Source organism: Streptomyces sp. NPDC002669 (genome assembly GCF_042889165.1).
Classification (GTDB): domain Bacteria; phylum Actinomycetota; class Actinomycetes; order Streptomycetales; family Streptomycetaceae; genus Streptomyces.
Window position 1 is genome coordinate 20,141 of the sequence record NZ_JBIAQQ010000031.1, and the last position, 20,732, is coordinate 40,872.

Here is a 20,732-nt window from a genome sequence, read left to right on the forward strand (position 1 = left end):
TTTGCGGACCGCTCCGTGCGGTGACAACACAGGTGACGGGTAAGGAAGTTGTCCGCCGCCCCGCACCGAAGAACCCCGATCGGCACAGCCCGGGAGGCACTCGCAGCCATGGCGCTCGCGCAGCCCGAACCGAGCGGACTGCTGCCCCAGCGGATCGCCCCGCTGCGCGGCACACTCGCCCCCACCGCCTGCATGGAGACCCTCCAGGTGGGCTATCTGCACGCGGTCGCGGCCGCGGCGGGATGCTCCCTGTCGCAGCCCTTCCCCGACAACGGCATCGACTGGCACGTCAGCCACGGCGCCCCCGGCCACACGGTGGACGACGAGGTGACCATCAAGGTGCAGCTCAAGTGCACCTACCAACTGCCGCCCCGGCCGCCGGGACCGGCGTTCTCCTTCACGCTGGACAACGCCCACCTCGTGAAGCTGGCCCGGACCCCGGTGTCGGTGCACAAGATCCTCGTCGTGATGATCGTGCCGCGCAGCCAGGACGACTGGCTGCGCGCCGGGCACGACCGGCTCGACCTGCGGCACTGCTGTTACTGGATCAACCTGGCCGGACACCCGGTGACGGGCCGGCACAGGACCACCGTGCGGATCCCCACCTCGCGCATCTTCGACGACCGGGCGCTCTGCGAGATCATGACCCGCGTAGGGGCCGGAGGGAGACCCTGATGCACCGGCCGATGGACGAGCCCGCCGACGGAGCGATCCCGTCGGCCCCCCGCCCGCGCCCCGGCGAGTCCGCCGGGCCGTGGTCCCGCCCTTCCGGACCGCCGGGGGACCTCCCCGACCCGGCCCGGGTCGACCCCGCGGTCCTCGGTGCCCTCCTCGCCCGGCACGGCTGGCGGCGCCGGGGCGGCGCGGCCGGACGCTACAGCCGCTGGACCCCGCCGGGCCCGCCCGCCCCGCCCGGCGGCGTCACCAGCCTGCTCGTCCCCGACAGCACCGCCTTCCCCGACAGCGAGGACCTCCTCGGCGAGGCGCTGACCGCACTCGCCCGCAGCGCCGTGCCCTCCGCCCGCGACGTACTGGTCTCCCTCGCCGTGCCCAGCGACGGAATCCGCTGGTGGCGCGAGGCCCCCGAACCGGCCGCGGGCACGGCGGGAGCGGCCGGCTGGACCGAGGCCGAGCGGCTGCACACCGCCGCCCGGCAGATCCTGCTGGCCGGGGCCCTCGCGGTACGGGACCGCACCGGATACCACGGCGCACGGCACCGCCGAAGGGCCGGGGCGGTGCTGGACGGCATCCTCGTCGGGCCCGCGCCCGGCGGCCGGGCGCTGACCGCCTACCTCCCGGTCGAGGCGGGCCGCGCCGTCGTCGTACGGCTCCACCACGCCCTGCACGCCGCCCGCGAGGCGGTGGACTACCAGCGGGCCACCGGCGGCTTCGAAGCCTTCGACACGGCGGTCGGGGCGGGCGTCAGCCGGGAGCTCACCGAGGCCCTGGTCGCCCTGGTCCGGGGCTCGGAAGGGGCGGGGGTCGCCCTGGAGTGGGCCCCCGCCGCCCCGGTCCCCGAGGGCTGCCCGCCCCGCCCCGAACCGGTGGAGTTCTCCCCGGGCGACCTGCCCGCCCTTCGCCGGGCGGGCGCCCGCTACCTCAGGAACGAACCCGCCGTGACGGTCCGGATCACCGGCGCCGTGGTCAGGATGCGCCGCTCGGCACCGCGCGGACCGGGCATCGTGCGGCTGCGGGTGCTGGCGGGCGCCGAGGTGCCGCACGTACGGCTGGAGCTGGACGAGGAGGCGTACCGGATCGCCGGGCAGGCCCATCTGGTGGGGCTGCCGGTCAGGGTGGAGGGCCGGCTGGAGAGCCGCGGCGGCTTCCGGCGGCTGACCCGCACCACCCAGGTGGTGCCCGTACAGGTCGACGAGGCGGAGCGGGACCGGCTGATGAAGTCGCTCCAGGAGAACGTCGACCATTTCGAGGAGGCGTGCACCGGCGAATAGGGCCGTGGGGAGAAGGCCGCGGGGGCGGTGGCGGGGCCCGGCGCCCGAACCGTTTCGCAGAGGGGGCCCGCGGCTCGGTACGATTCGTATCGCACGCGCACAGCGAACGCGTGCGTTCCCCCTGAGTCAGGAGAGACCGGTGTCAGACGTCCGTGTGACCATCCAACGCGATTCCGAGCGGGAAGAGCGCGTGGTGACGACGGGCACTACGGCGGCCGAGCTCTTCCCCGGCGAGCGCACCGTCGTCGCGGCCCGGGTCGCCGGCGAGCTGAAGGACCTCGCGTACGTCGTCGCCGACGGCGAGGTCGTCGAGCCCGTCGAGATCTCCTCCGAGGACGGCCTGAACATCCTGCGGCACTCCACCGCGCACGTCATGGCCCAGGCCGTGCAGCAGCTCTTCCCCGAGGCCAAGCTGGGCATCGGGCCGCCGGTCAAGGACGGCTTCTACTACGACTTCGACGTCGAGAAGCCGTTCACCCCCGAGGACCTCAAGGCCATCGAGAAGAAGATGCAGGAGATCCAGAAGCGGGGCCAGCGGTTCTCCCGCCGGGTCGTGACGGACGAGGACGCCCGCGAGGAGCTGTCCGACGAGCCGTACAAGCTGGAGCTCATCGGCATCAAGGGCGCCGCGTCCTCCGACGACGGAGCGGACGTCGAGGTGGGCGGCGGCGAGCTGACCATCTACGACAACCTCGACCCGAAGACCGGCGAGCTGTGCTGGAAGGACCTCTGCCGGGGCCCCCACCTGCCGACCACCCGGTTCATCCCGGCGTTCAAGCTGATGCGCAACGCCGCGGCGTACTGGCGCGGCAGCGAGAAGAACCCGATGCTCCAGCGCATCTACGGCACCGCCTGGCCCACCAAGGACGAGCTCAAGGCGCACCTGGAGTTCCTGGAGGAGGCCGCCAAGCGCGACCACCGCAAGCTCGGCAACGAGCTGGACCTCTTCTCCTTCCCCGACGAGATCGGCCCCGGCCTCGCGGTCTTCCACCCCAAGGGCGGCATCATCCGCCGTGCCATGGAGGACTACTCGCGCCGCCGGCACGAGGAGGAGGGCTACGAGTTCGTCTACTCCCCGCACGCCACCAAGGGCAAGCTCTTCGAGAAGTCCGGCCACCTGGACTGGTACGCCGACGGCATGTACCCCCCCATGCAGCTCGACGACGGGGTGGACTACTACCTCAAGCCGATGAACTGCCCGATGCACAACCTGATCTTCGACGCGCGCGGCCGTTCGTACCGTGAACTCCCGCTGCGCCTCTTCGAGTTCGGCACGGTGTACCGGTACGAGAAGTCCGGCGTGGTGCACGGCCTGACCCGCTCGCGCGGCTTCACGCAGGACGACGCGCACATCTACTGCACCAAGGAGCAGATGGCCGAGGAGCTCGACCGGACGCTCACCTTCGTCCTGAACCTGCTCCGCGACTACGGCCTGACCGACTTCTACCTGGAGCTCTCCACCAAGGACCCGGAGAAGTTCGTCGGCTCGGACGAGATCTGGGAAGAGGCCACCGAGACGCTGCGCCAGGTCGCCGAGAAGCAGGGCCTGCCGCTGGTCCCGGACCCGGGCGGCGCCGCGTTCTACGGCCCGAAGATCTCGGTCCAGTGCAAGGACGCCATCGGCCGCACCTGGCAGATGTCGACCGTGCAGCTCGACTTCAACCTGCCGGAGCGCTTCGACCTGGAGTACACCGGCCCGGACGGCACCAAGCAGCGCCCGGTCATGATCCACCGCGCCCTGTTCGGTTCCATCGAGCGCTTCTTCGCGGTGCTCCTGGAGCACTACGCGGGCGCCTTCCCGGTCTGGCTGGCCCCGGTCCAGGCGGTCGGCATCCCGATCGGCGACGCGCACATCCCCTACCTCCAGGAGTTCGCCGCCAAGGCGCGGAAGAAGGGGCTGCGGGTCGACGTGGACGCCTCGTCCGACCGGATGCAGAAGAAGATCCGCAACCAGCAGAAGGCCAAGGTCCCCTTCATGATCATCGCGGGCGACGAGGACATGGCCAACGGCGCCGTCTCCTTCCGCTACCGCGACGGATCGCAGGAGAACGGCATCCCCGTCGAGGACGCCATCGCCAAGATCCAGAAGGCCGTCGAGGACCGCGTCCAGGTCTGACGCACACGGCGTGAGCGGCCCCCGGAGAGCTACCCGCTCCCCGGGGGCCTCTCCTCGTCCTCCCGCCTGAACACCTGCAGCATCCACGACGAGAACGAGCCCGTCACCGCCCCCAGCAGCGCCAGCCCGCAGGCCATCAGGCCCGACGCGACGACCCGCCCGCTCGGCGTGATGGGGACCGCGTCCCCGTACCCCACCGTCGTGAGCGTCTCGCACGCCCACCACACGGCGTCCCCGAAGGTGCGGATCGAGGCCCCCGGCGCCCTGCGCTCCTGGTGGTAGACGGCCAGCGCGGCGGAGAAGCCGAGCAGCAGCGCGCTCGCCCCGGCATAGGCCATCACCCGGGCGTACAGGCTCAGCCGCGGTTGCCGCCGGTGCCGCTGCACCGCGGTGTAGACGCGGATCAGCCGCAGCGGCCGCAGCAGGGGGAGCAGCAACACCACGGTGTCCAGCCAGTGCACCCGGACGAAGCGGATGCCCAGGCCGCTGAGCCGGAGCCGTACGGCGTAGTCGCCGGCGAAGAGCAGCCAGGTGGCACCCACCAGGGCGAGGGCGAGGTCGCGCCAGACCCCGGCGTCGTCGGGGGCCAGGACGCGCACCGCGTAGCCGAGCAGGAAGACCAGCGAGACGACGAGGAGCGGCACTTCCGTGCGCTGCTCCCAGCGACGGAGGGAAGGAGGCGCCGAGTCGGCGGGCCGGTCGCTCATCGCCTCAGCATCGCCCTCCGCGCACGGGTACGGCCCCCGGCGACACGCTCCGCGTGGGTGAAGCAATATGCTGATCGCCATGACGAGTGAGCCGGAGCAGCAGATCGGAGTGGGAACGCCCGACGCGTTCCAGCGCCTGTGGACGCCCCACCGGATGGCGTACATCCAGGGCGAGAACAAGCCGACCGGTCCGGAGGCCGGCGACGGCTGCCCGTTCTGCGGCATCCCGTCGAAATCGGACGAGGACGGGCTCGTCATCGCGCGCGGCCGGAACGTCTACGCCGTGCTGAACCTGTACCCGTACAACGGCGGCCATCTGATGGTGGTGCCGTACCGGCACGTCGCGGACTACACGGAGCTGGACGGCCCGGAGACCATGGAGCTGGCCGACTTCACCAAGCGGGCGATGGTGGCCCTGCGGTCGGCCTCGGGCGCCCACGGCTTCAACATCGGCATGAACCAGGGCGCGGTGGCCGGGGCCGGCATCGCGGCCCATCTGCACCAGCACCTGGTGCCGCGCTGGGGCGGTGACACCAACTTCATGCCGGTCGTCGGGCACACGAAGGTGCTGCCGCAGCTGCTCGCCGACACGCGCAAGATGCTGGCCGACGCCTGGCCGGTCGACTGACCGGACCGTCGCCCCGTGTGAAGGCCGCCCCCGCCTTTCGGCCGGGGCGGCCTTCGCGCATCCGCACGGGACGGTCCTACGCGTCGTACACGTCCGCCTTGCGCGGGGACGGGTCCTGCACCTGACCGCTCAGCGCCATCGAGCGGCTGTCGAAGCGCTCGGTGTCGACGCCGTTCTCCTCCAGGACGCGCAGGGCGGCGCTGTGCACGGCACGCAGCACGGGGGTCGCGGCGCGCATCGCGTCGTCCGCCATGAAGCGGTGCCGCCACGGCTTCTCCGCCCAGGCGTGCCGCAGGCCGAACGGCTCGGGCAGGGCGATCTTGCCGCCCAGGTAGTCCAGGATCGGCGGATACCAGGTGAAGGGCGCGCGCAGGGCGAGGCGGACGACCTCCTCGGGTTCGACCAGGGGGAGGGTGATGCTGCGGGTCTCCCAGAACCGCACGGTCTTGTTGACCGTCTTGGTCTTGGCCGAGGGCTTGCTGGTGAACAGGGAGTGGACCGGGCCGAGCGCGTGTCCGGTGACCTCGATGCGCAGGGTCTCGTAGAGGACCGTGACCGTGATCATCATGGTGATGACCAACTGGCCGTCCCAGAGGGTGAACTGGACCCCCAGGTAGTGCCGGTCGCCGCCGCCGAACTGCTGGTGGTTGCAGATCCGCTGTATCTCGTGCGGCTTGACCTGGAAGGTGGCGACGTCCTCGCCCTCGGGACGGGAGACCGATCCGGCGTTCTCCCCGACGGGGGACACGATCCAGTGGGTGACCGACGGGGTGGGGAACCCCCCGGTGTTCAACGGGCCGCGCTCCAGCAGCTTGAGCTGGTCGTGGATGGCCCGGATCACGTCCCAGCTGCGGAACTGGTGGAACTCCTTGTTGGGCTCCTTCGGGACGAGCTCCTCGGCGAGCTGCCAGCTGCCCCAGCGGGTGCCCATGCCGAGGATCCCCTTGGGACCCGCGTAGAAGACCGAGTTGGACTGCTGCTCGGCGGAGAGCTTCTCCAGCCCCTGGCGCAGCGCCTCGCGGGAGGTCTCGTTGGGGTTCTTGGGCACGGCCTCGGGGATCTTGGCGGTGACGCCGCCGCCGGACAGGAGCCCCTCCCAACGGGCCCGCATGTCCTTGGCGGAGGACTCGGCGATCCGCTTGGCGATGTACCAGCCGATGACGGGGGCGATGATCATCGCCCGTACGTAGATCGCCGCGAACCCGGTGAGCGGCAGCTTGACCAGGAAGAACAGGGCCACGATGCCGATGATCGGGAGCAGGGCGTTGCCCAGGGCGGAGAGGGCCTTGTCCTTGGTGCCGCTCAGCCAGTCGCGCAGCCGGAACGCGATGATCCACATGAGCATGCCGGGCAGGAAGAGGAAGCCGAACAGGGCGGTGACGGCGGTCAGTTTGGCATCCCGGGTCCTGCGCAGGCGGGACGCGGACAGGCAGTGCTCGACGACGGTCTGCGGATCGGTCCCGAAGGACTGGATGAGGGCCTTGCGGGCGCCGCCCAGCATCCGCTCCTGGACGGCGCGGGAGAACGCCTCACCGAGATTCGGCTTGAAGTAGTCGGCCTTGATGAACTTGGAACGGCCCTCTTTCACCTCGGACTTGTGCCACTCGCTGTTGGCTTCAAGGATCTGCTCCACCGGGCTGTCGCGGTACGCGGCGGAGGCGAGGGCGTTCGTCGCCACCGCCTGACCGCCCGAGCCCTGGAGCGGAATCTGCGCCCCAGGAGAGAAATCGAATCCGTCGTTGGCCACCGTCGCCCCCACTCGCCGCCAAGAACCGCTCCTGCGGCTGTTTCCCAACTGTCGTGTCCGGCACACCTTCTGAGCTGGGACCAAAGCGTATCGTCCGGATCGGTGCGCCGCTGGTGCCTGTGGACAAAGACGGCCGACAGTCCTGCTCAGGCGTCGCCCGGACGGTTCTCCCGCCGCTCCCCGAGACGTTCCGCGAGCTGTGGGGGCATCGCTTCGTGCCGGGCGTACGCCCGGTCGAAGCGACCGGCGCCATGGGAGAGGGACCGCAGGTCGACGGCGTACCGGTCGATCTCCAGCTCCGGCACCTCGGCCCGTACGAGGGTGCGTCCGGAGCCGGACTGCTCGGTGCCGATCACCCTGCCGCGGCGGCCGGACAGATCGCTCATCACCGGCCCGACGTAGTCGTCGGGGACCAGCACCCGGACCTCGTCGACCGGTTCCAGGAACCGGATGCGGGTGTCCGCGGCGGCCTCGCGCAGGGCCAGCGCGCCCGCGGTCTGGAACGCGGCGTCGGAGGAGTCCACCGAATGGGACTTGCCGTCCCGCAGCGTGACGCGCACGTCGACGAGCGGATGCCCGGCCACGACCCCGCGGGCCGCCTGGGCGCGCACGCCCTTCTCCACGGAGGAGATGAACTGCCGGGGCACCGATCCGCCGACCACCTTGTCGACGAACTCGACGCCCGACCCGGCGGGCAGCGGTTCCACGTCGATCTCGCAGATGGCGTACTGGCCGTGGCCGCCGGACTGCTTCACGTGCCGGCCGCGTCCGGTCGACGGGGCGGCGAACGTCTCGCGCAGCGCCACCTCGTGCGGCACGGCGTCCACCTGGACCCCGTAGCGGTTGCGCAGCCGGTCCAGCGCCACGTCCTGGTGGGCCTCGCCCAGGCACCACAGCACCAGCTGATGGGTGTCCTGGTTCTGTTCGAGGCGCATGGTCGGGTCCTCGGCCACCAGCCGGGCGAGCCCCTGGGAGAGCTTGTCCTCGTCCGCCTTGCTGTGCGCCTCGATGGCGAGCGGCAGCAACGGGTCGGGAGCGGTCCAGGGATCCAGCAGCAGGGGCAGGTCCGGGTCGGAGAGGGTGTCCCCGGTCTCGGCGGTGCCCAGCTTGGCGACGCAGGCCAGGTCCCCCGCGGCGCACGAGGTCAGCGGACGCTGCTGCTTGCCGAAGGGGGCGGAGAGCGCGCCGACGCGCACCTCGGCCTCGTGGAAGGGGCGGGCCTCGTGGGCGGGGTCGGTGAGGCCGTGGCCGAACACGTGGACGGTCTCGTCGGGGCGCAGGGTGCCGGAGAAGACGCGCACGAGCGAGACCCGGCCGACGTACGGGTCGGAGGACGTCTTGACCACCTCGGCGATCAGCGGCCCGTCCGGATCGCAGGACGGGACCGGGCGCGACGCCCCGTGCAGGGGGGTGATGCCGGGCACCGGGCGCTCCGACGGGGCCGGGAAACCACCGGTGACCAGGTCCAGGAGCTCGACGGTGCCGACGCCCTGCCGGGCGTCCCCGGCCGCGGGAGCGGCGGCGAGGACGGGGTGGAAGGTGCCCCGGGCGACGGCGCGCTCCAGGTCCTCGACGAGGCTCGCGACGTCGATCTCGGCCCCGCCGAGATAGCGGTCCATCAGGGTCTCGTCCTCGCTCTCGGCGATGATCCCCTCGATGAGCCGGTCGCGGGCCGCCCGGAGCGGTGCCCGCTGGGCGTCCTCGGGCGGCCGCTCCCGCCGCTCGCCCGACGAGTAATCGAAGACCTGCCGGGTGAGCAGGCAGGTCAGGCCGGTGAGCGGCGCGTGCCCGTCGGGTCCCTCGGGGCCGTGGACGGGCAGGTGGAGCGGGAGCACGGCCTCGGGGTCGTCACCGCCCAGGACCTCGCCGCAGACCCGGACCATTTCGTCGAACGGGGTGCGCGCCGTGTCGAGGTGCGTGACGACGATCGCGCGCGGCATGCCGACGGCCGCGCACTCCTCCCACACGGCGCGGGTGGCTCCGGCCACCGCGTCCGCCTCCTGGGCCGCGGAGACGACGAACAGGGCCGCGTCCGCCGCCCGCAGACCGGCCCTGAGCTCCCCGACGAAATCGGCGTAGCCCGGTGTGTCCAGCAGGTTGACCCGGCACCCGGCCCACTCCACGGGGACCAGGGAGAGCTGCACGGAACGCTGCTGCCGGTGCTCGATCTCGTCGTAGTCGGAGAGGGTGGTGCCGTCCTCGATCCGGCCCGCCCGGTTGACCGCCCCCGCCGTCTGCGCCAGGGCCTCGACGAGCGTGGTCTTTCCGGCACCGCTGTGGCCGACGAGCACCACGTTCCGCACGGACGAGGGCCGGTCGGCCGTCGTCGCCCCGCCGGCGGCCCCGGTGCGCGCGTGTGTCCTGTCACCCATGATGTGCCTCCCGGATGGTGGCGCCGGCCGAAGGGGCCGGCGCGGGGTGGGGGAGAAAAGCCACGGGCACGGGGAGCCGCCGCGGCGGCCACGACGACACCCGCGGTAATTCGAGCTTTCCACTCGGGCCGGGATGCGTCCATACAACGCCCCCGCCCCCGGTGCCGCCCGGGTGCCCGGACGGTGGAGCCGGGCGGGCGTGACTACGATGGGCCAGCCGGTGGCCGATGGGGCCGCTCGGCCCACCGACCCTCGGGAAGGCCATGCTGAACAAGTACGCGCGTGCATTTTTTACGCGTGTCCTCACACCGTTCGCCGCACTGCTCCTCCGTCTCGGCGTGAGCCCTGACGCGGTCACGCTGATCGGTACGGCCGGAGTGGTGGCGGGTGCGCTGGTCTTCTTCCCGATGGGGGAGTTCTTCTGGGGCACGATCGTCATCACGATCTTCGTCTTCTCCGACCTCGTCGACGGGAACATGGCCCGCCAGGCCGGCATCTCCAGCCGCTGGGGCGCGTTCCTGGACTCGACGCTGGACCGGGTCGCCGACGGGGCGATCTTCGGCGGTTTCGCGCTCTGGTACGCGGGCAGGGGTGACGACAACGTGCTCTGCGCGGTCGCGATCTTCTGCCTGGCCAGCGGTCAGGTGGTCTCGTACACGAAGGCGCGCGGCGAGTCGATCGGGCTGCCGGTCGCCGTCAACGGGCTCGTGGAGCGCGCCGAGCGGCTGGTGGTCTCGCTGGTCGCGGCCGGGCTCGCCGGTCTGCACAAGTTCGGGGTCCCCGGCATCCAGGTGCTGCTGCCGATCGCGCTGTGGATCGTCGCCGTGGGCAGCCTCGTGACGCTCGTGCAGCGGGTCGTCACCGTGCGCCGCGAATCCGCCGAGGCCGACGCCGCCGAGGCGGCCGCCGCGCAGGGCAGCGGGGCCGCCCAGTGAGCGACGCACCGGTGAGCGGGCGGACCGGCCCGCGCGACCGGCTGACGGACGGGCTGTACGGACTCGGCTGGGCCGCCGTCAAGAAGCTTCCCGAGCCGGTCGCCCGGTCCCTCTTCCGGACCATCGCCGACCAGGCGTGGAAGCGGCGCGGCAGGAGCGTGCTGCGACTGGAGTCGAACCTGGCACGGGTCGTGCCCGGCGCCTCACCGGCCCGGCTGGCCGAGCTCTCCCGGGCCGGCATGCGCTCGTACATGCGCTACTGGATGGAGTCGTTCCGGCTGCCCACCTGGAGCCCGGAGCGGATCAAGGCGTCCATAGAGGTGACCGACGCGCACCGGCTGACCGACGGACTGGACGCCGGCCGCGGCGTCATCCTCGCCCTGCCGCACCTGGCGAACTGGGACCTGGCGGGCGCCTGGGTCACCACCGATCTCAAGGTGCCCTTCACCACCGTCGCCGAGCGGCTGAAGCCGGAGACCCTGTACGACCGGTTCGTCGCCTACCGCGAGGGGCTCGGCATGGAGGTCCTGCCGCACAGTGGCGGCGCCGCCTTCGGCACCCTGGCCCGGCGGCTGCGCTCGGGCGGGCTGGTCTGCCTGGTGGCCGACCGCGACCTGTCGGCCTCCGGGGTCGAGGTGTCCTTCTTCGGCGACACCGCGCGCATGCCCGCGGGCCCGGCGCTGCTCGCCCAGCAGACCGGTGCGCTGCTGCTGCCGGTGACGCTCGGCTACGACGACACGCCCGTGATGAAGGCACGCATCCACCCGCCGGTCGAGGTGCCCGCCACGGGCGACCGCACGGAGCGGACGTCCGCGATGACCCAGGCGCTGGCCGACGCCTTCGCCACCGGGATCGCCGAGCACCCGGAGGACTGGCACATGCTGCAACGGCTCTGGCTCGCCGACCTGGAACCCCGGGAGGACCGGCCGTGAAGATCGGCATCGTCTGCCCGTACTCCTGGGACGTGCCCGGGGGCGTGCAGTTCCACATCCGCGACCTGGCCGAGCACCTGATCCGCCTGGGCCACCAGGTGTCGGTGCTGGCGCCCGCGGACGACGAGACCCCGCTGCCGCCGTACGTGGTGTCGGCCGGCCGGGCCGTGCCCGTCCCGTACAACGGCTCCGTGGCCCGGCTGAACTTCGGCTTCCTCTCCGCCGCCCGGGTCCGCCGCTGGCTGCACGACGGCACCTTCGACGTGATCCACATCCACGAACCGACCTCGCCGTCGCTCGGGCTGCTCGCCTGCTGGGCCGCGCAGGGGCCGATCGTCGCCACGTTCCACACCTCCAACCCGCGCTCCCGGGCCATGATCGCGGCGTACCCGATCCTGCAGCCGGCCCTGGAGAAGATCAGCGCACGGATCGCGGTGAGCGAGTACGCGCGCCGCACCCTGGTCGAGCACCTGGGCGGCGACGCGGTCGTCATCCCGAACGGTGTCGACGTCGACTTCTTCGCCGCGGCCGAGCCCCGGGCCGAGTGGCAGGGGGGAACGATCGGCTTCATCGGGCGCATCGACGAGCCCCGCAAGGGCCTGCCCGTCCTGATGCGGGCCCTGCCCGCGATCCTCGCCGCCCGCCCGGACGCCAGGCTCCTGGTGGCGGGCCGGGGCGACGAGGAGGAGGCCGTCGCCTCACTGCCGGCGGCGATGCGCGAGCGGGTCGAGTTCCTCGGCATGGTGAGCGACGAGGACAAGGCCCGGCTGCTGCGCAGCGTCGACGTGTACGTCGCCCCCAACACGGGCGGCGAGAGCTTCGGGATCATCCTGGTCGAGGCCATGTCGGCCGGCGCCCCGGTCCTCGCCAGCGACCTGGACGCGTTCGCCCAGGTCCTGGACCAGGGCGCGGCGGGCGAGCTCTTCGCCAACGAGGACGCGGAAGCGCTGGCCGGAGCCGCGATCCGGCTGCTCGGCGACCCGGACCGCCGCGCGGAACTGCGCGAGCGGGGCACCGCCCACGTTCGGCGGTTCGACTGGTCGACGGTCGGGGCGGACATCCTCGCGGTGTACGAGACGGTGACGGACGGCGCGGCCTCGGTGGCGGCCGACGAACGCCCGGGGCTGCGCGCCCGGCTCGGCCTGGCCCGGGACTAGGGTCTTCCGGTCCGGAGTGCCCGGGGGCCCGGCGTGCGTGGCGCGGCGGTTCCCGGGAGGCCGGTGCCGGCCGGTGGGCGTCACGCCGCCTGCGCACCGGCGGTAGCCTTGCCGCCCGTGACCGAAACCCTCATCTGGATCGCCGTAGCGGTCGTCGCGATCGGCATGTACCTCAGCTGGACCGCCGGCCGGCTGGACCGGCTGCACACCCGTATCGACGCCGCCCGCGCCGCCCTCGACGCGCAGCTCCTGCGCCGGGCATCGGTCACCCAGGAACTGGCCACGTCCGGTGTCCTCGACCCGGCCGCCTCCATCGTGCTGTACGAGGCCGCGCACGCCGCCCGCCAGGCGGAGGAGGAGAACCGCGAGGTCGCCGAGAGCGAGCTGAGCACCGCGCTGCGCGCGGTCTTCGGCGAGGCGGCGCAGGTGGAGGCGGTGAAGGAGATCCCCGGCGGCGAGGAGGCCGCGCTCGAACTGGCCGCCGCCGTGCGCCGCGTACCGATGGCCCGCCGGTTCCACAACGACGCGGTGCGCGCGGCGCGAGCGCTGCGCCGCCATCGCAAGGTGCGGTGGTTCCGGCTGGCCGGCCACGCCCCGTTCCCGCTCGCCTTCGAGATGGACGACGAACCGCCGGTGGCCCTCGCGGACCGCCCCGGCGGCTGAGCCGAAACCGGCCCTCTCACGCGTGACCGGGGCCACATCCCGGCCCGTACACGCGCAAAACGATCCACCGGCCTCCCATTGGCCCTTGTCGTGGACTGTTCCCGGGGAGTTTGCTCGGCTCTGCGCCAACCAGCGCTTTTCGGCAACTTTTTCTCCGAGTGAGGTCGATCCATGTCCACGCTTCCCTCCACCCCGCAGTCCCCGGACTCCCCGGCCACCGGAACCGCGCGCGTCAAGCGCGGCATGGCCGAGCAGCTCAAGGGCGGCGTGATCATGGACGTCGTCAACGCCGAACAGGCCAAGATCGCCGAGGACGCGGGCGCCGTGGCCGTCATGGCCCTGGAGCGGGTTCCGGCCGACATCCGCAAGGACGGCGGCGTGGCCCGGATGTCCGACCCGAACATGATCGAGGAGATCATCGAGGCCGTCTCCATCCCGGTGATGGCCAAGTCGCGCATCGGCCACTTCGTCGAGGCCCAGGTCCTGCAGTCCCTGGGGGTCGACTACATCGACGAGTCCGAGGTCCTCACCCCGGCCGACGAGGTCAACCACAGCGACAAGTTCGCCTTCACCACGCCGTTCGTCTGCGGCGCCACCAACCTGGGCGAGGCCCTGCGCCGCATCGCCGAGGGCGCGGCCATGATCCGCTCGAAGGGCGAGGCCGGCACCGGCAACGTCGTCGAGGCGGTCCGCCACCTGCGCCAGATCAAGAACGAGATCGCCCGGCTGCGCGGCTACGACAACAACGAGCTGTACGCCGCGGCCAAGGAACTCCGCGCCCCGTACGAGCTGGTCAAGGAGGTCGCCGAGCTCGGCAAGCTGCCCGTGGTGCTGTTCTCCGCCGGTGGGGTCGCCACCCCGGCCGACGCCGCGCTCATGCGCCAGCTCGGCGCCGAGGGCGTCTTCGTCGGCTCCGGCATCTTCAAGTCCGGCGACCCGGCCAGGCGCGCCGCCGCGATCGTGAAGGCCACCACCTTCTACGACGACCCGAAGATCATCGCGGACGCCTCCCGGAACCTGGGCGAGGCCATGGTCGGCATCAACTGCGACACCCTGCCCGAGGCCGAGCGCTACGCCAACCGCGGCTGGTAAGCACCGATGAGCGACACCCCTGTGATCGGAGTCCTGGCGCTCCAGGGCGACGTACGGGAACACCTGATCGCCCTGGCCTCGGCGGACGCCCAGGCCAGGCCGGTCCGGCGGCCCGAGGAACTCGCCGAGGTCGACGGTCTGGTCCTGCCCGGCGGCGAATCCACCACGATGTCCAAGCTGGCCGTCCTGTTCGGCATGCTGGACCCCCTGCGCGAACGGGTGCGGGACGGCATGCCCGTCTACGGGACCTGCGCCGGAATGATCCTGCTCGCCGACAAGATCCTCGACCCGCGCGCGGGCCAGGAGACGATCGGCGGGATCGACATGATCGTGCGCCGCAACGCCTTCGGGCGGCAGAACGAGTCCTTCGAGGCCGCCGTCGAGGTCACCGGCGTCGACGGCGGCCCGGTGGAGGGCGTCTTCATCCGCGCCCCCTGGGTGGAGTCGGTCGGGGCGCGCGCCGAGGTGGTGGCGGAGCACGACGGCCACATCGTCGCCGTACGTCAGGGAAACGCCCTGGCCACGTCATTCCATCCGGAATTGACCGGGGACCACCGTGTTCACGCGTTGTTCGTGGACATGGTGCGCGCAGTCGGCTGACTCGATCCCGGTAGGATCTCTCGGGTTCGAATCGTTTTTGGTGACGCGAAGGAGAAGGCAGTGTCCGGCCACTCTAAATGGGCTACGACGAAGCACAAGAAGGCCGTGATTGACGCCAAGCGCGGCAAGCTCTTCGCGAAGCTGATCAAGAACATCGAGGTCGCCGCCCGTACCGGCGGCGCGGACCCCGATGGGAACCCGACCCTTGTGGACGCGATCCAGAAGGCCAAGAAGAGCTCCGTACCGAACAAGAACATCGACTCCGCGGTCAAGCGCGGTGCCGGTCTCGAAGCGGGCGGCGTCGACTACCAGACGATCATGTACGAGGGTTACGGCCCGAACGGCGTCGCGGTGCTCATCGAGTGCCTCACCGACAACCGCAACCGTGCCGCGTCCGACGTCCGCGTCGCGATGACCCGCAACGGTGGCTCGATGGCCGACCCGGGCTCGGTGTCGTACCTCTTCAACCGCAAGGGCGTCGTGATCGTCCCCAAGGGTGAGCTGACCGAGGACGACGTCCTGGGCGCCGTGCTCGACGCGGGTGCCGAGGAGGTCAACGACCTCGGCGAGAGCTACGAGGTCGTCAGCGAGGCCACCGACCTGGTCGCGGTCCGCACCGCGCTCCAGGAGGCCGGCATCGACTACGACTCCGCCGACGCCAACTTCCTCCCCACCATGCAGGTCGAGCTGGACGAGGAGGGCGCGCGCAAGATCTTCAAGCTGATCGACGCCCTGGAGGACAGCGACGACGTGCAGAACGTCTTCGCCAACTTCGACGTCTCGGACGAGGTCATGGAGAAGGTCGAGGCCTGAGCCCGGCTCAGCGGCACGGCCTCCACGGACGGGCCGACGGGGAACACACCCCGTCGGCCCGTCGCATTGTCAGTGCGAGCGGATAGCCTGCGGGAACAGTTGAACGATCGGCACGGAAGGGGGCATCCCATGCGGGTACTCGGCGTCGACCCGGGGCTGACCCGGTGCGGTGTCGGAGTCGTCGAGGGCGTCGCGGGTCGGCCCCTGACGATGCTCGGCGTCGGAGTGGTGCGCACCCCCGCCGACGCGGAGCTCGGCCACCGGCTGGTCGCCATCGAGCGCGGCATCGAGGAATGGCTCGACGAGCACCGGCCGGAGTGCGTCGCCGTGGAGCGGGTCTTCAGCCAGCACAACGTGCGTACGGTGATGGGCACCGCCCAGGCCAGCGCCGTCGCCATGCTCTGCGCGTCCCGGCGCGGCATACCGGTCGCCCTGCACACCCCCAGCGAGGTCAAGGCGGCCGTGACCGGCAGCGGCCGCGCCGACAAGGCACAGGTCGGCGCGATGGTCACCCGGCTGCTGCGACTCGACGCCCCGCCGAAACCGGCCGACGCGGCCGACGCCCTCGCGCTCGCCATCTGCCACATCTGGCGCGCCCCCGCGGTCAACCGCCTCCAGCAGGCCCACGCGACCGCCGCCCGGCGCGCCCCCCGTACACCCGCGGTTCCCGTCCGGAAGGTCCCCCGATGATCGCCTTCGTCAGCGGCCCCGTGGCCGCACTCGCCCCGACCACGGCCGTGATCGAGGTCGGCGGCATCGGCATGGCCGTCCAGTGCACGCCGAACACCCTCGCCGGCCTCCGGATCGGCACCGAGGCCAGGCTCGCCACCTCCCTCGTCGTACGGGAGGACTCGCTCACCCTCTACGGCTTCGCCGACGACGACGAGCGGCAGGTCTTCGAACTGCTCCAGACCGCCAGCGGGGTCGGCCCCCGGCTCGCCCAGGCCATGCTCGCCACCCACAGCCCCGACGCCCTGCGCACCGCGGTCGCCACCGGCGACGAGAAGGCGCTCACCGCCGTCTCGGGCATCGGCAAGAAGGGCGCACAGAAGCTCCTCCTCGAACTGAAGGACAGGCTCGGCGAGCCCGTCGGGTCCCACAGCGGCCGGCAGGGCATCGGAACCCCCGTCACCTCCTCCTGGAGCGACCAGCTCCAGGCCGCCCTGATCGGCCTCGGCTACGCCACCCGCGAGGCCGACGAGGCGGTCGCCGCCGTCACCCCGCAGGCCGAGGCGGCCCTCGCCGAGGGCGGCCGGCCCCCCGTGCCGCAGTTGCTGCGCGCCGCGCTGCAGACCCTCAACCGCGCGCGCTGACCGGAGCGCGACACCCCGGGGACACCCCCGACGCCGGGCCGGGCACCGCACGGCACCGAACCATCCGAGGCGGGACAGACCACATGAACTGGGACGAGACCGGACCCGACAGCGACGAGCGGCTCGACGAGCGCCTCGTCCGGGCCGACGCGGACGGCGAGGACACCGCGGTCGAAGCGGCCCTGCGGCCGAAGGACCTCGACGAATTCGTCGGCCAGGAGAAGGTGCGCGAACAGCTCGACCTGGTCCTCAAGGCGGCCAGGGCCCGCGGCGCCACCGCCGACCACGTCCTGCTCTCCGGCGCCCCCGGCCTCGGCAAGACCACCCTCTCCATGATCATCGCGGCCGAGATGGGCGCACCGATCCGGATCACCTCCGGCCCCGCCATCCAGCACGCCGGCGATCTCGCGGCGATCCTCTCCTCCCTCCAGGAGGGCGAGGTCCTCTTCCTCGACGAGATCCACCGGATGTCGCGCCCCGCCGAGGAGATGCTCTACATGGCGATGGAGGACTTCCGGGTCGACGTCATCGTCGGCAAGGGCCCCGGCGCCACCGCCATCCCGCTGGAACTGCCACCCTTCACCCTGGTCGGCGCGACCACCCGGGCCGGGCTGCTGCCGCCGCCGCTGCGCGACCGCTTCGGCTTCACCGGCCACATGGAGTTCTACACCCCCGCCGAACTGGAACGCGTCATCCACCGCTCCGCCCGCCTGCTCGACGTGGAGACGGACGCGGACGGCGCAGCCGAGATCGCCGGCCGCTCCCGCGGCACGCCCCGCATCGCCAACCGGCTGCTGCGCCGCGTCCGTGACTACGCCCAGGTCAAGGCCGACGGGCGGATCGACCGCCCGGTCGCCGCCGCGGCCCTCGGGGTGTACGAGGTCGATGCCCGGGGCCTCGACCGGCTGGACCGGGCGGTGCTCGAAGCCCTGCTCAAGCTCTTCGGCGGCGGCCCCGTCGGGCTGTCCACCCTCGCGGTCGCGGTGGGGGAGGAGCGCGAGACGGTCGAGGAGGTCGCGGAGCCCTTCCTGGTACGGGAGGGGCTGCTGGCCAGGACCCCGCGCGGACGGATCGCGACGCCCGCGGCCTGGGCGCACCTCGGTCTCGTGCCCCCGCAGCACGGCGGAAAGGGACAACAGGGCCTGTTCGGGGCGTGAAGTGTCACAGCTTGGCCGAAGCAGGAACCACAGCACGGCGTCGGGCGTTGTTCCATCGATGCGGACTCGCTTAGACTCCGCCGATGCCGCCCTTAGCAGGTCGGTGTGCCCACCCCCGTAGATACAGGCCGCCCTCCAGCGCGGTCGTGCGAAGGAAACTCGTCCCGTGAATCCCGTGACTCTCCTCCCCTTCATCGTGCTCATCGGGGCCATGTTCCTGATGACGCGGTCCGCCAAGAAGAAGCAGGCGGCCGCAGTCCAGATGCGCAACGAGATGCAGCCCGGCACCGGCGTCCGGACGATCGGGGGGATGTACGCCACCGTCAAGGAAGTTCACGACGACACCGTGCTCCTCGAGGTCGCGCCCGGCGTGCACGCCGTCTACGCCAAGAACGCCGTCGGCGCCGTCCTCGACGACGAGGAGTACAACCGCATCGTTCACGGCGACGACACCCTCGACGGTGCGGTCGTTCCGGACGACGCCTCCTCTCTGACCGAGGACGCCTCGGACGACGCCGCGATCGACCTGGAGAAGAAGGACGGGGCCGACGACGCCGAGTCGAAGGACGCCAAGTCCGACAAGAAGTCCGAGGGCAAGGCCGACGGCGAGGCCGACGCGAAGTAGTCCACGACCCGGGGAGTGTCATGGGCGCATCGGCGTCCGGCACTCCCCGGACCGTGCGATCTTCTGCGGGGGCGGGTCCCCACTACACTTCGTGGCCGCTCGGGCGCGTACCCGGCGCGGGGCGGTTGGACAGGGAGAAACGAGAAGGTGGCAGCACCGAAGAAGAGCCGGGGAGCGTCCGGCGGTCAGGGCAAGCCGGGGCGTTCCCTGGCTCTGATCCTGATCGCCATGGTCGCGCTCATCGGCGGGATGTTCCTGGCTGATCAGCCGACTCCACGGCTCGGCATCGACCTGGCGGGTGGCACGTCCATCACGCTGGAGGCGAAGAGCGAACCGGGCCAGGAATCGGCGGTCAACAAGACCAACATGGACACGGCGGTCCAGATCATGGAGCGCCGTGTCAATGGTCTCGGTGTCTCCGAGGCCGAGGTCCAGACCCAGGGCGATCGCAACATCATCGTCAACATCCCCAAGGGCACGAACTCCGCCCAGGCCCGTGAGCAGGTCGGTACCACCGCCAAGCTCTACTTCCGGCCGGTGCTGACCGTCGCCCAGGGCATGCCCACCCCGGAGCCCAGCGCCTCGTCGTCCGGCAAGCCCTCCCCGTCCACCAGCCCGAGCGTCTCGGCGTCGGAGGGCGCCACCGCGACGGACAAGGACAAGGGCAAGTCCTCGACGACGCCGAGCGCGACCGCCACCACCCAGGGCCGCGCGGTCACCGGAGCCCTCAAGGCCGACTCCACGCCGAGCCCGGACGCGAGCAACAAGCCGAAGGCCGACGCCTCGCCGTCGTCCTCCGCGTCCGCCCCCTCCGCCGAGGAGCAGGCCGCCGCGACCAAGCTGCAGAAGCAGTTCGCGGAGCTCGACTGCTCCAGCAAGGAACTCCGCTCCAAGGCCGCGCGGGGCGTCAAGCCCACCGACAGCACGGTCGCGTGCAGCTCCGACGGTGCGGAGAAGTACGTCCTCGGCCCGTCCGAGGTGTCCGGCACCGAGGTCGACAGCGCCAAGGCCAACTTCGACCAGCAGCGCGGCATGTGGATCGTCCAGATGGAGTTCACCGGCAAGGGCTCCAAGCAGTTCCAGAAGATCACCAGCAAGCTCTCCCAGCTGCAGCAGCCGCAGAACCAGTTCGCCATCGCGCTCGACGGCGAGGTCGTCTCGGCGCCCTCCGTCCGCACGACGCTCAGCGGCAGCGCGGAGATCTCCGGCAGCTTCACCCAGCAGTCCGCCGAGGACCTGGCCAACGTGCTCTCCTACGGTGCGCTCCCGCTCTCGTTCAGTGAGCAGAGCGTCACCACCGTCACCGCCGCGCTCGGCGGCGAGCAGCTCCAGGCCGGTCTGATCGCCGGCGCCATCGGGCTGGCCCTGGTGGTCATCTACCTGGTGGTCTACTACCGCGGCCTCGCATTCATCGCCCTGCTGAGCCTGCTGACCTCCGGCATCCTGACCTACACGCTCATGTCGCTGCTCGGCCCGGCCATCGGCTTCGCGCTGAACCTTCCGGCGGTCTGCGGCGCCATCGTCGCCATCGGCATCACCGCCGACTCCTTCATCGTGTACTTCGAACGGGTCCGGGACGAGATCCGTGAGGGCCGCACGCTCCGCCCGGCCGTCGAACGGGCCTGGCCGCGCGCCCGTCGCACCATCCTGGTCTCCGACTTCGTCTCGTTCCTCGCCGCGGCGGTGCTCTTCGTCGTCACCGTCGGCAAGGTCCAGGGCTTCGCCTTCACCCTGGGGCTCACCACCCTGCTCGACGTGGTCGTGGTGTTCTTCTTCACCAAGCCCCTCATGACGCTGATGGCCCGCACGAAGTTCTTCTCCAGCGGCCACCCGTGGTCCGGCCTGGACCCGAAGCGGCTCGGCGCCAAGCCGCCGCTGCGCCGCTCGCGCCGTGCCACCGCCCCCACTGACCCGAAGGAGGCGTGA

General features: G+C 71.6%; 19 protein-coding genes. 16 read left to right on the forward strand and 3 right to left on the reverse strand.

Annotated features, from left to right (window positions below; genetic code table 11):
- Positions 1–108 precede the first annotated feature (108 nt).
- The 3 genes from ACFYW1_RS32805 to thrS all read left to right on the forward strand — a co-directional run bounded on the left by ACFYW1_RS32805 (position 109) and on the right by thrS (position 4,065).
- Positions 109–675 carry a DUF4365 domain-containing protein gene (locus tag ACFYW1_RS32805; protein ID WP_389001498.1) on the forward strand — a complete coding sequence of 189 codons (567 nt, stop codon included), beginning with the start codon at positions 109–111 and terminating at the stop codon, positions 673–675.
- Positions 675–1,949 (forward strand): hypothetical protein, encoded by a 1,275-nt coding sequence (locus ACFYW1_RS32810; protein WP_389001501.1) that lies wholly within the window; start codon positions 675–677, stop codon positions 1,947–1,949. The genes ACFYW1_RS32805 and ACFYW1_RS32810 overlap by 1 nt, the downstream gene beginning before the upstream one ends.
- A gap of 139 nt (positions 1,950–2,088) precedes the next feature.
- Positions 2,089–4,065, forward strand: a complete 1,977-nt coding sequence (thrS, locus tag ACFYW1_RS32815; protein ID WP_389001503.1) for a threonine--tRNA ligase — start codon at positions 2,089–2,091, stop codon at positions 4,063–4,065.
- 29 nt (positions 4,066–4,094) lie between these two features.
- Here the strand turns inward: thrS and ACFYW1_RS32820 are convergent, their stop codons facing one another.
- A complete protein-coding gene (locus ACFYW1_RS32820; RefSeq protein WP_389001505.1) occupies positions 4,095–4,772 on the reverse strand; it encodes a potassium channel family protein in 678 nt (225 codons plus the stop codon).
- A gap of 67 nt (positions 4,773–4,839) precedes the next feature.
- Between ACFYW1_RS32820 and ACFYW1_RS32825 the strand changes: the two genes are divergently transcribed.
- Positions 4,840–5,400, forward strand: a complete 561-nt coding sequence (locus ACFYW1_RS32825; protein ID WP_283850680.1) for an HIT domain-containing protein — start codon at positions 4,840–4,842, stop codon at positions 5,398–5,400.
- Between the two features lie 76 nt (positions 5,401–5,476).
- Here the strand turns inward: ACFYW1_RS32825 and ACFYW1_RS32830 are convergent, their stop codons facing one another.
- On the reverse strand, positions 5,477–7,147 hold the full coding sequence (locus tag ACFYW1_RS32830) for a hypothetical protein (protein ID WP_389001509.1): 1,671 nt from the start codon (positions 7,145–7,147) through the stop codon (positions 5,477–5,479).
- Between the two features lie 146 nt (positions 7,148–7,293).
- Positions 7,294–9,519: an elongation factor G-like protein EF-G2 gene (locus ACFYW1_RS32835; protein ID WP_389001512.1), complete on the reverse strand. Its 2,226-nt coding sequence runs from the start codon at positions 9,517–9,519 to the stop codon at positions 7,294–7,296.
- A gap of 263 nt (positions 9,520–9,782) precedes the next feature.
- On the opposite strand from ACFYW1_RS32835, the gene pgsA reads away from it, so the two are divergent.
- The 12 genes from pgsA to secD all read left to right on the forward strand — a co-directional run bounded on the left by pgsA (position 9,783) and on the right by secD (position 20,732).
- Positions 9,783–10,454, forward strand: a complete 672-nt coding sequence (gene pgsA, locus ACFYW1_RS32840; RefSeq protein WP_389001516.1) for a phosphatidylinositol phosphate synthase — start codon at positions 9,783–9,785, stop codon at positions 10,452–10,454.
- A complete protein-coding gene (locus ACFYW1_RS32845) occupies positions 10,451–11,386 on the forward strand; it encodes a phosphatidylinositol mannoside acyltransferase (protein WP_389001519.1) in 936 nt (311 codons plus the stop codon). Before pgsA ends, ACFYW1_RS32845 begins: the two co-directional genes overlap by 4 nt.
- Positions 11,383–12,543 carry a glycosyltransferase family 4 protein gene (locus tag ACFYW1_RS32850; RefSeq protein ID WP_389001522.1) on the forward strand — a complete coding sequence of 387 codons (1,161 nt, stop codon included), beginning with the start codon at positions 11,383–11,385 and terminating at the stop codon, positions 12,541–12,543. The genes ACFYW1_RS32845 and ACFYW1_RS32850 overlap by 4 nt, the downstream gene beginning before the upstream one ends.
- 117 nt (positions 12,544–12,660) lie before the next feature.
- Positions 12,661–13,206: a hypothetical protein gene (locus ACFYW1_RS32855; protein WP_389001525.1), complete on the forward strand. Its 546-nt coding sequence runs from the start codon at positions 12,661–12,663 to the stop codon at positions 13,204–13,206.
- Between the two features lie 171 nt (positions 13,207–13,377).
- A complete protein-coding gene (gene pdxS / locus ACFYW1_RS32860; protein ID WP_389001528.1) occupies positions 13,378–14,298 on the forward strand; it encodes a pyridoxal 5'-phosphate synthase lyase subunit PdxS in 921 nt (306 codons plus the stop codon).
- Between the two features lie 6 nt (positions 14,299–14,304).
- Complete coding sequence (gene pdxT, locus ACFYW1_RS32865; protein ID WP_389001531.1) at positions 14,305–14,898, forward strand: pyridoxal 5'-phosphate synthase glutaminase subunit PdxT; 594 nt, start codon at positions 14,305–14,307, stop codon at positions 14,896–14,898.
- Positions 14,899–14,958: 60 nt separating this feature from the next.
- Entirely contained in the window at positions 14,959–15,711 is a 753-nt protein-coding gene (locus ACFYW1_RS32870; RefSeq protein ID WP_389001534.1) for a YebC/PmpR family DNA-binding transcriptional regulator, read from the forward strand.
- A gap of 129 nt (positions 15,712–15,840) precedes the next feature.
- Positions 15,841–16,401 carry a crossover junction endodeoxyribonuclease RuvC gene (gene ruvC, locus ACFYW1_RS32875; RefSeq protein ID WP_389001537.1) on the forward strand — a complete coding sequence of 187 codons (561 nt, stop codon included), beginning with the start codon at positions 15,841–15,843 and terminating at the stop codon, positions 16,399–16,401.
- Positions 16,398–17,024, forward strand: coding sequence for a Holliday junction branch migration protein RuvA (gene ruvA, locus ACFYW1_RS32880; protein WP_389001540.1), 627 nt, complete (start codon positions 16,398–16,400; stop codon positions 17,022–17,024). Before ruvC ends, ruvA begins: the two co-directional genes overlap by 4 nt.
- An 83-nt stretch (positions 17,025–17,107) precedes the next feature.
- The gene (ruvB, locus tag ACFYW1_RS32885) at positions 17,108–18,181 is read left to right on the forward strand and encodes a Holliday junction branch migration DNA helicase RuvB (protein ID WP_389001543.1); all 1,074 of its coding nucleotides are present in this window, start codon (positions 17,108–17,110) and stop codon (positions 18,179–18,181) included.
- A 166-nt stretch (positions 18,182–18,347) separates the two neighbouring features.
- Positions 18,348–18,806, forward strand: a complete 459-nt coding sequence (gene yajC, locus ACFYW1_RS32890; RefSeq protein WP_389001546.1) for a preprotein translocase subunit YajC — start codon at positions 18,348–18,350, stop codon at positions 18,804–18,806.
- A gap of 147 nt (positions 18,807–18,953) precedes the next feature.
- A complete protein-coding gene (gene secD, locus ACFYW1_RS32895) occupies positions 18,954–20,732 on the forward strand; it encodes a protein translocase subunit SecD (protein ID WP_389001549.1) in 1,779 nt (592 codons plus the stop codon).

What these genes read in the sequence shown, in the direction of transcription:
- ACFYW1_RS32805 (WP_389001498.1), top strand. Translation starts at nt 109, where the DNA reads ATGGCGCTCGCGCAGCCCGAACCGAGCGGACTGCTGCCCCAGCGGATC.
- ACFYW1_RS32810 (WP_389001501.1), top strand. Translation starts at nt 675, where the DNA reads ATGCACCGGCCGATGGACGAGCCCGCCGACGGAGCGATCCCGTCGGCC.
- ACFYW1_RS32820 (WP_389001505.1), bottom strand. Translation starts at nt 4,772, where the DNA reads ATGAGCGACCGGCCCGCCGACTCGGCGCCTCCTTCCCTCCGTCGCTGG.
- ACFYW1_RS32825 (WP_283850680.1), top strand. Translation starts at nt 4,840, where the DNA reads ATGCTGATCGCCATGACGAGTGAGCCGGAGCAGCAGATCGGAGTGGGA.
- ACFYW1_RS32835 (WP_389001512.1), bottom strand. Translation starts at nt 9,519, where the DNA reads ATGGGTGACAGGACACACGCGCGCACCGGGGCCGCCGGCGGGGCGACG.
- pgsA (WP_389001516.1), top strand. Translation starts at nt 9,783, where the DNA reads ATGCTGAACAAGTACGCGCGTGCATTTTTTACGCGTGTCCTCACACCG.
- pdxS (WP_389001528.1), top strand. Translation starts at nt 13,378, where the DNA reads ATGTCCACGCTTCCCTCCACCCCGCAGTCCCCGGACTCCCCGGCCACC.
- pdxT (WP_389001531.1), top strand. Translation starts at nt 14,305, where the DNA reads ATGAGCGACACCCCTGTGATCGGAGTCCTGGCGCTCCAGGGCGACGTA.
- ruvC (WP_389001537.1), top strand. Translation starts at nt 15,841, where the DNA reads ATGCGGGTACTCGGCGTCGACCCGGGGCTGACCCGGTGCGGTGTCGGA.
- ruvA (WP_389001540.1), top strand. Translation starts at nt 16,398, where the DNA reads ATGATCGCCTTCGTCAGCGGCCCCGTGGCCGCACTCGCCCCGACCACG.
- ruvB (WP_389001543.1), top strand. Translation starts at nt 17,108, where the DNA reads ATGAACTGGGACGAGACCGGACCCGACAGCGACGAGCGGCTCGACGAG.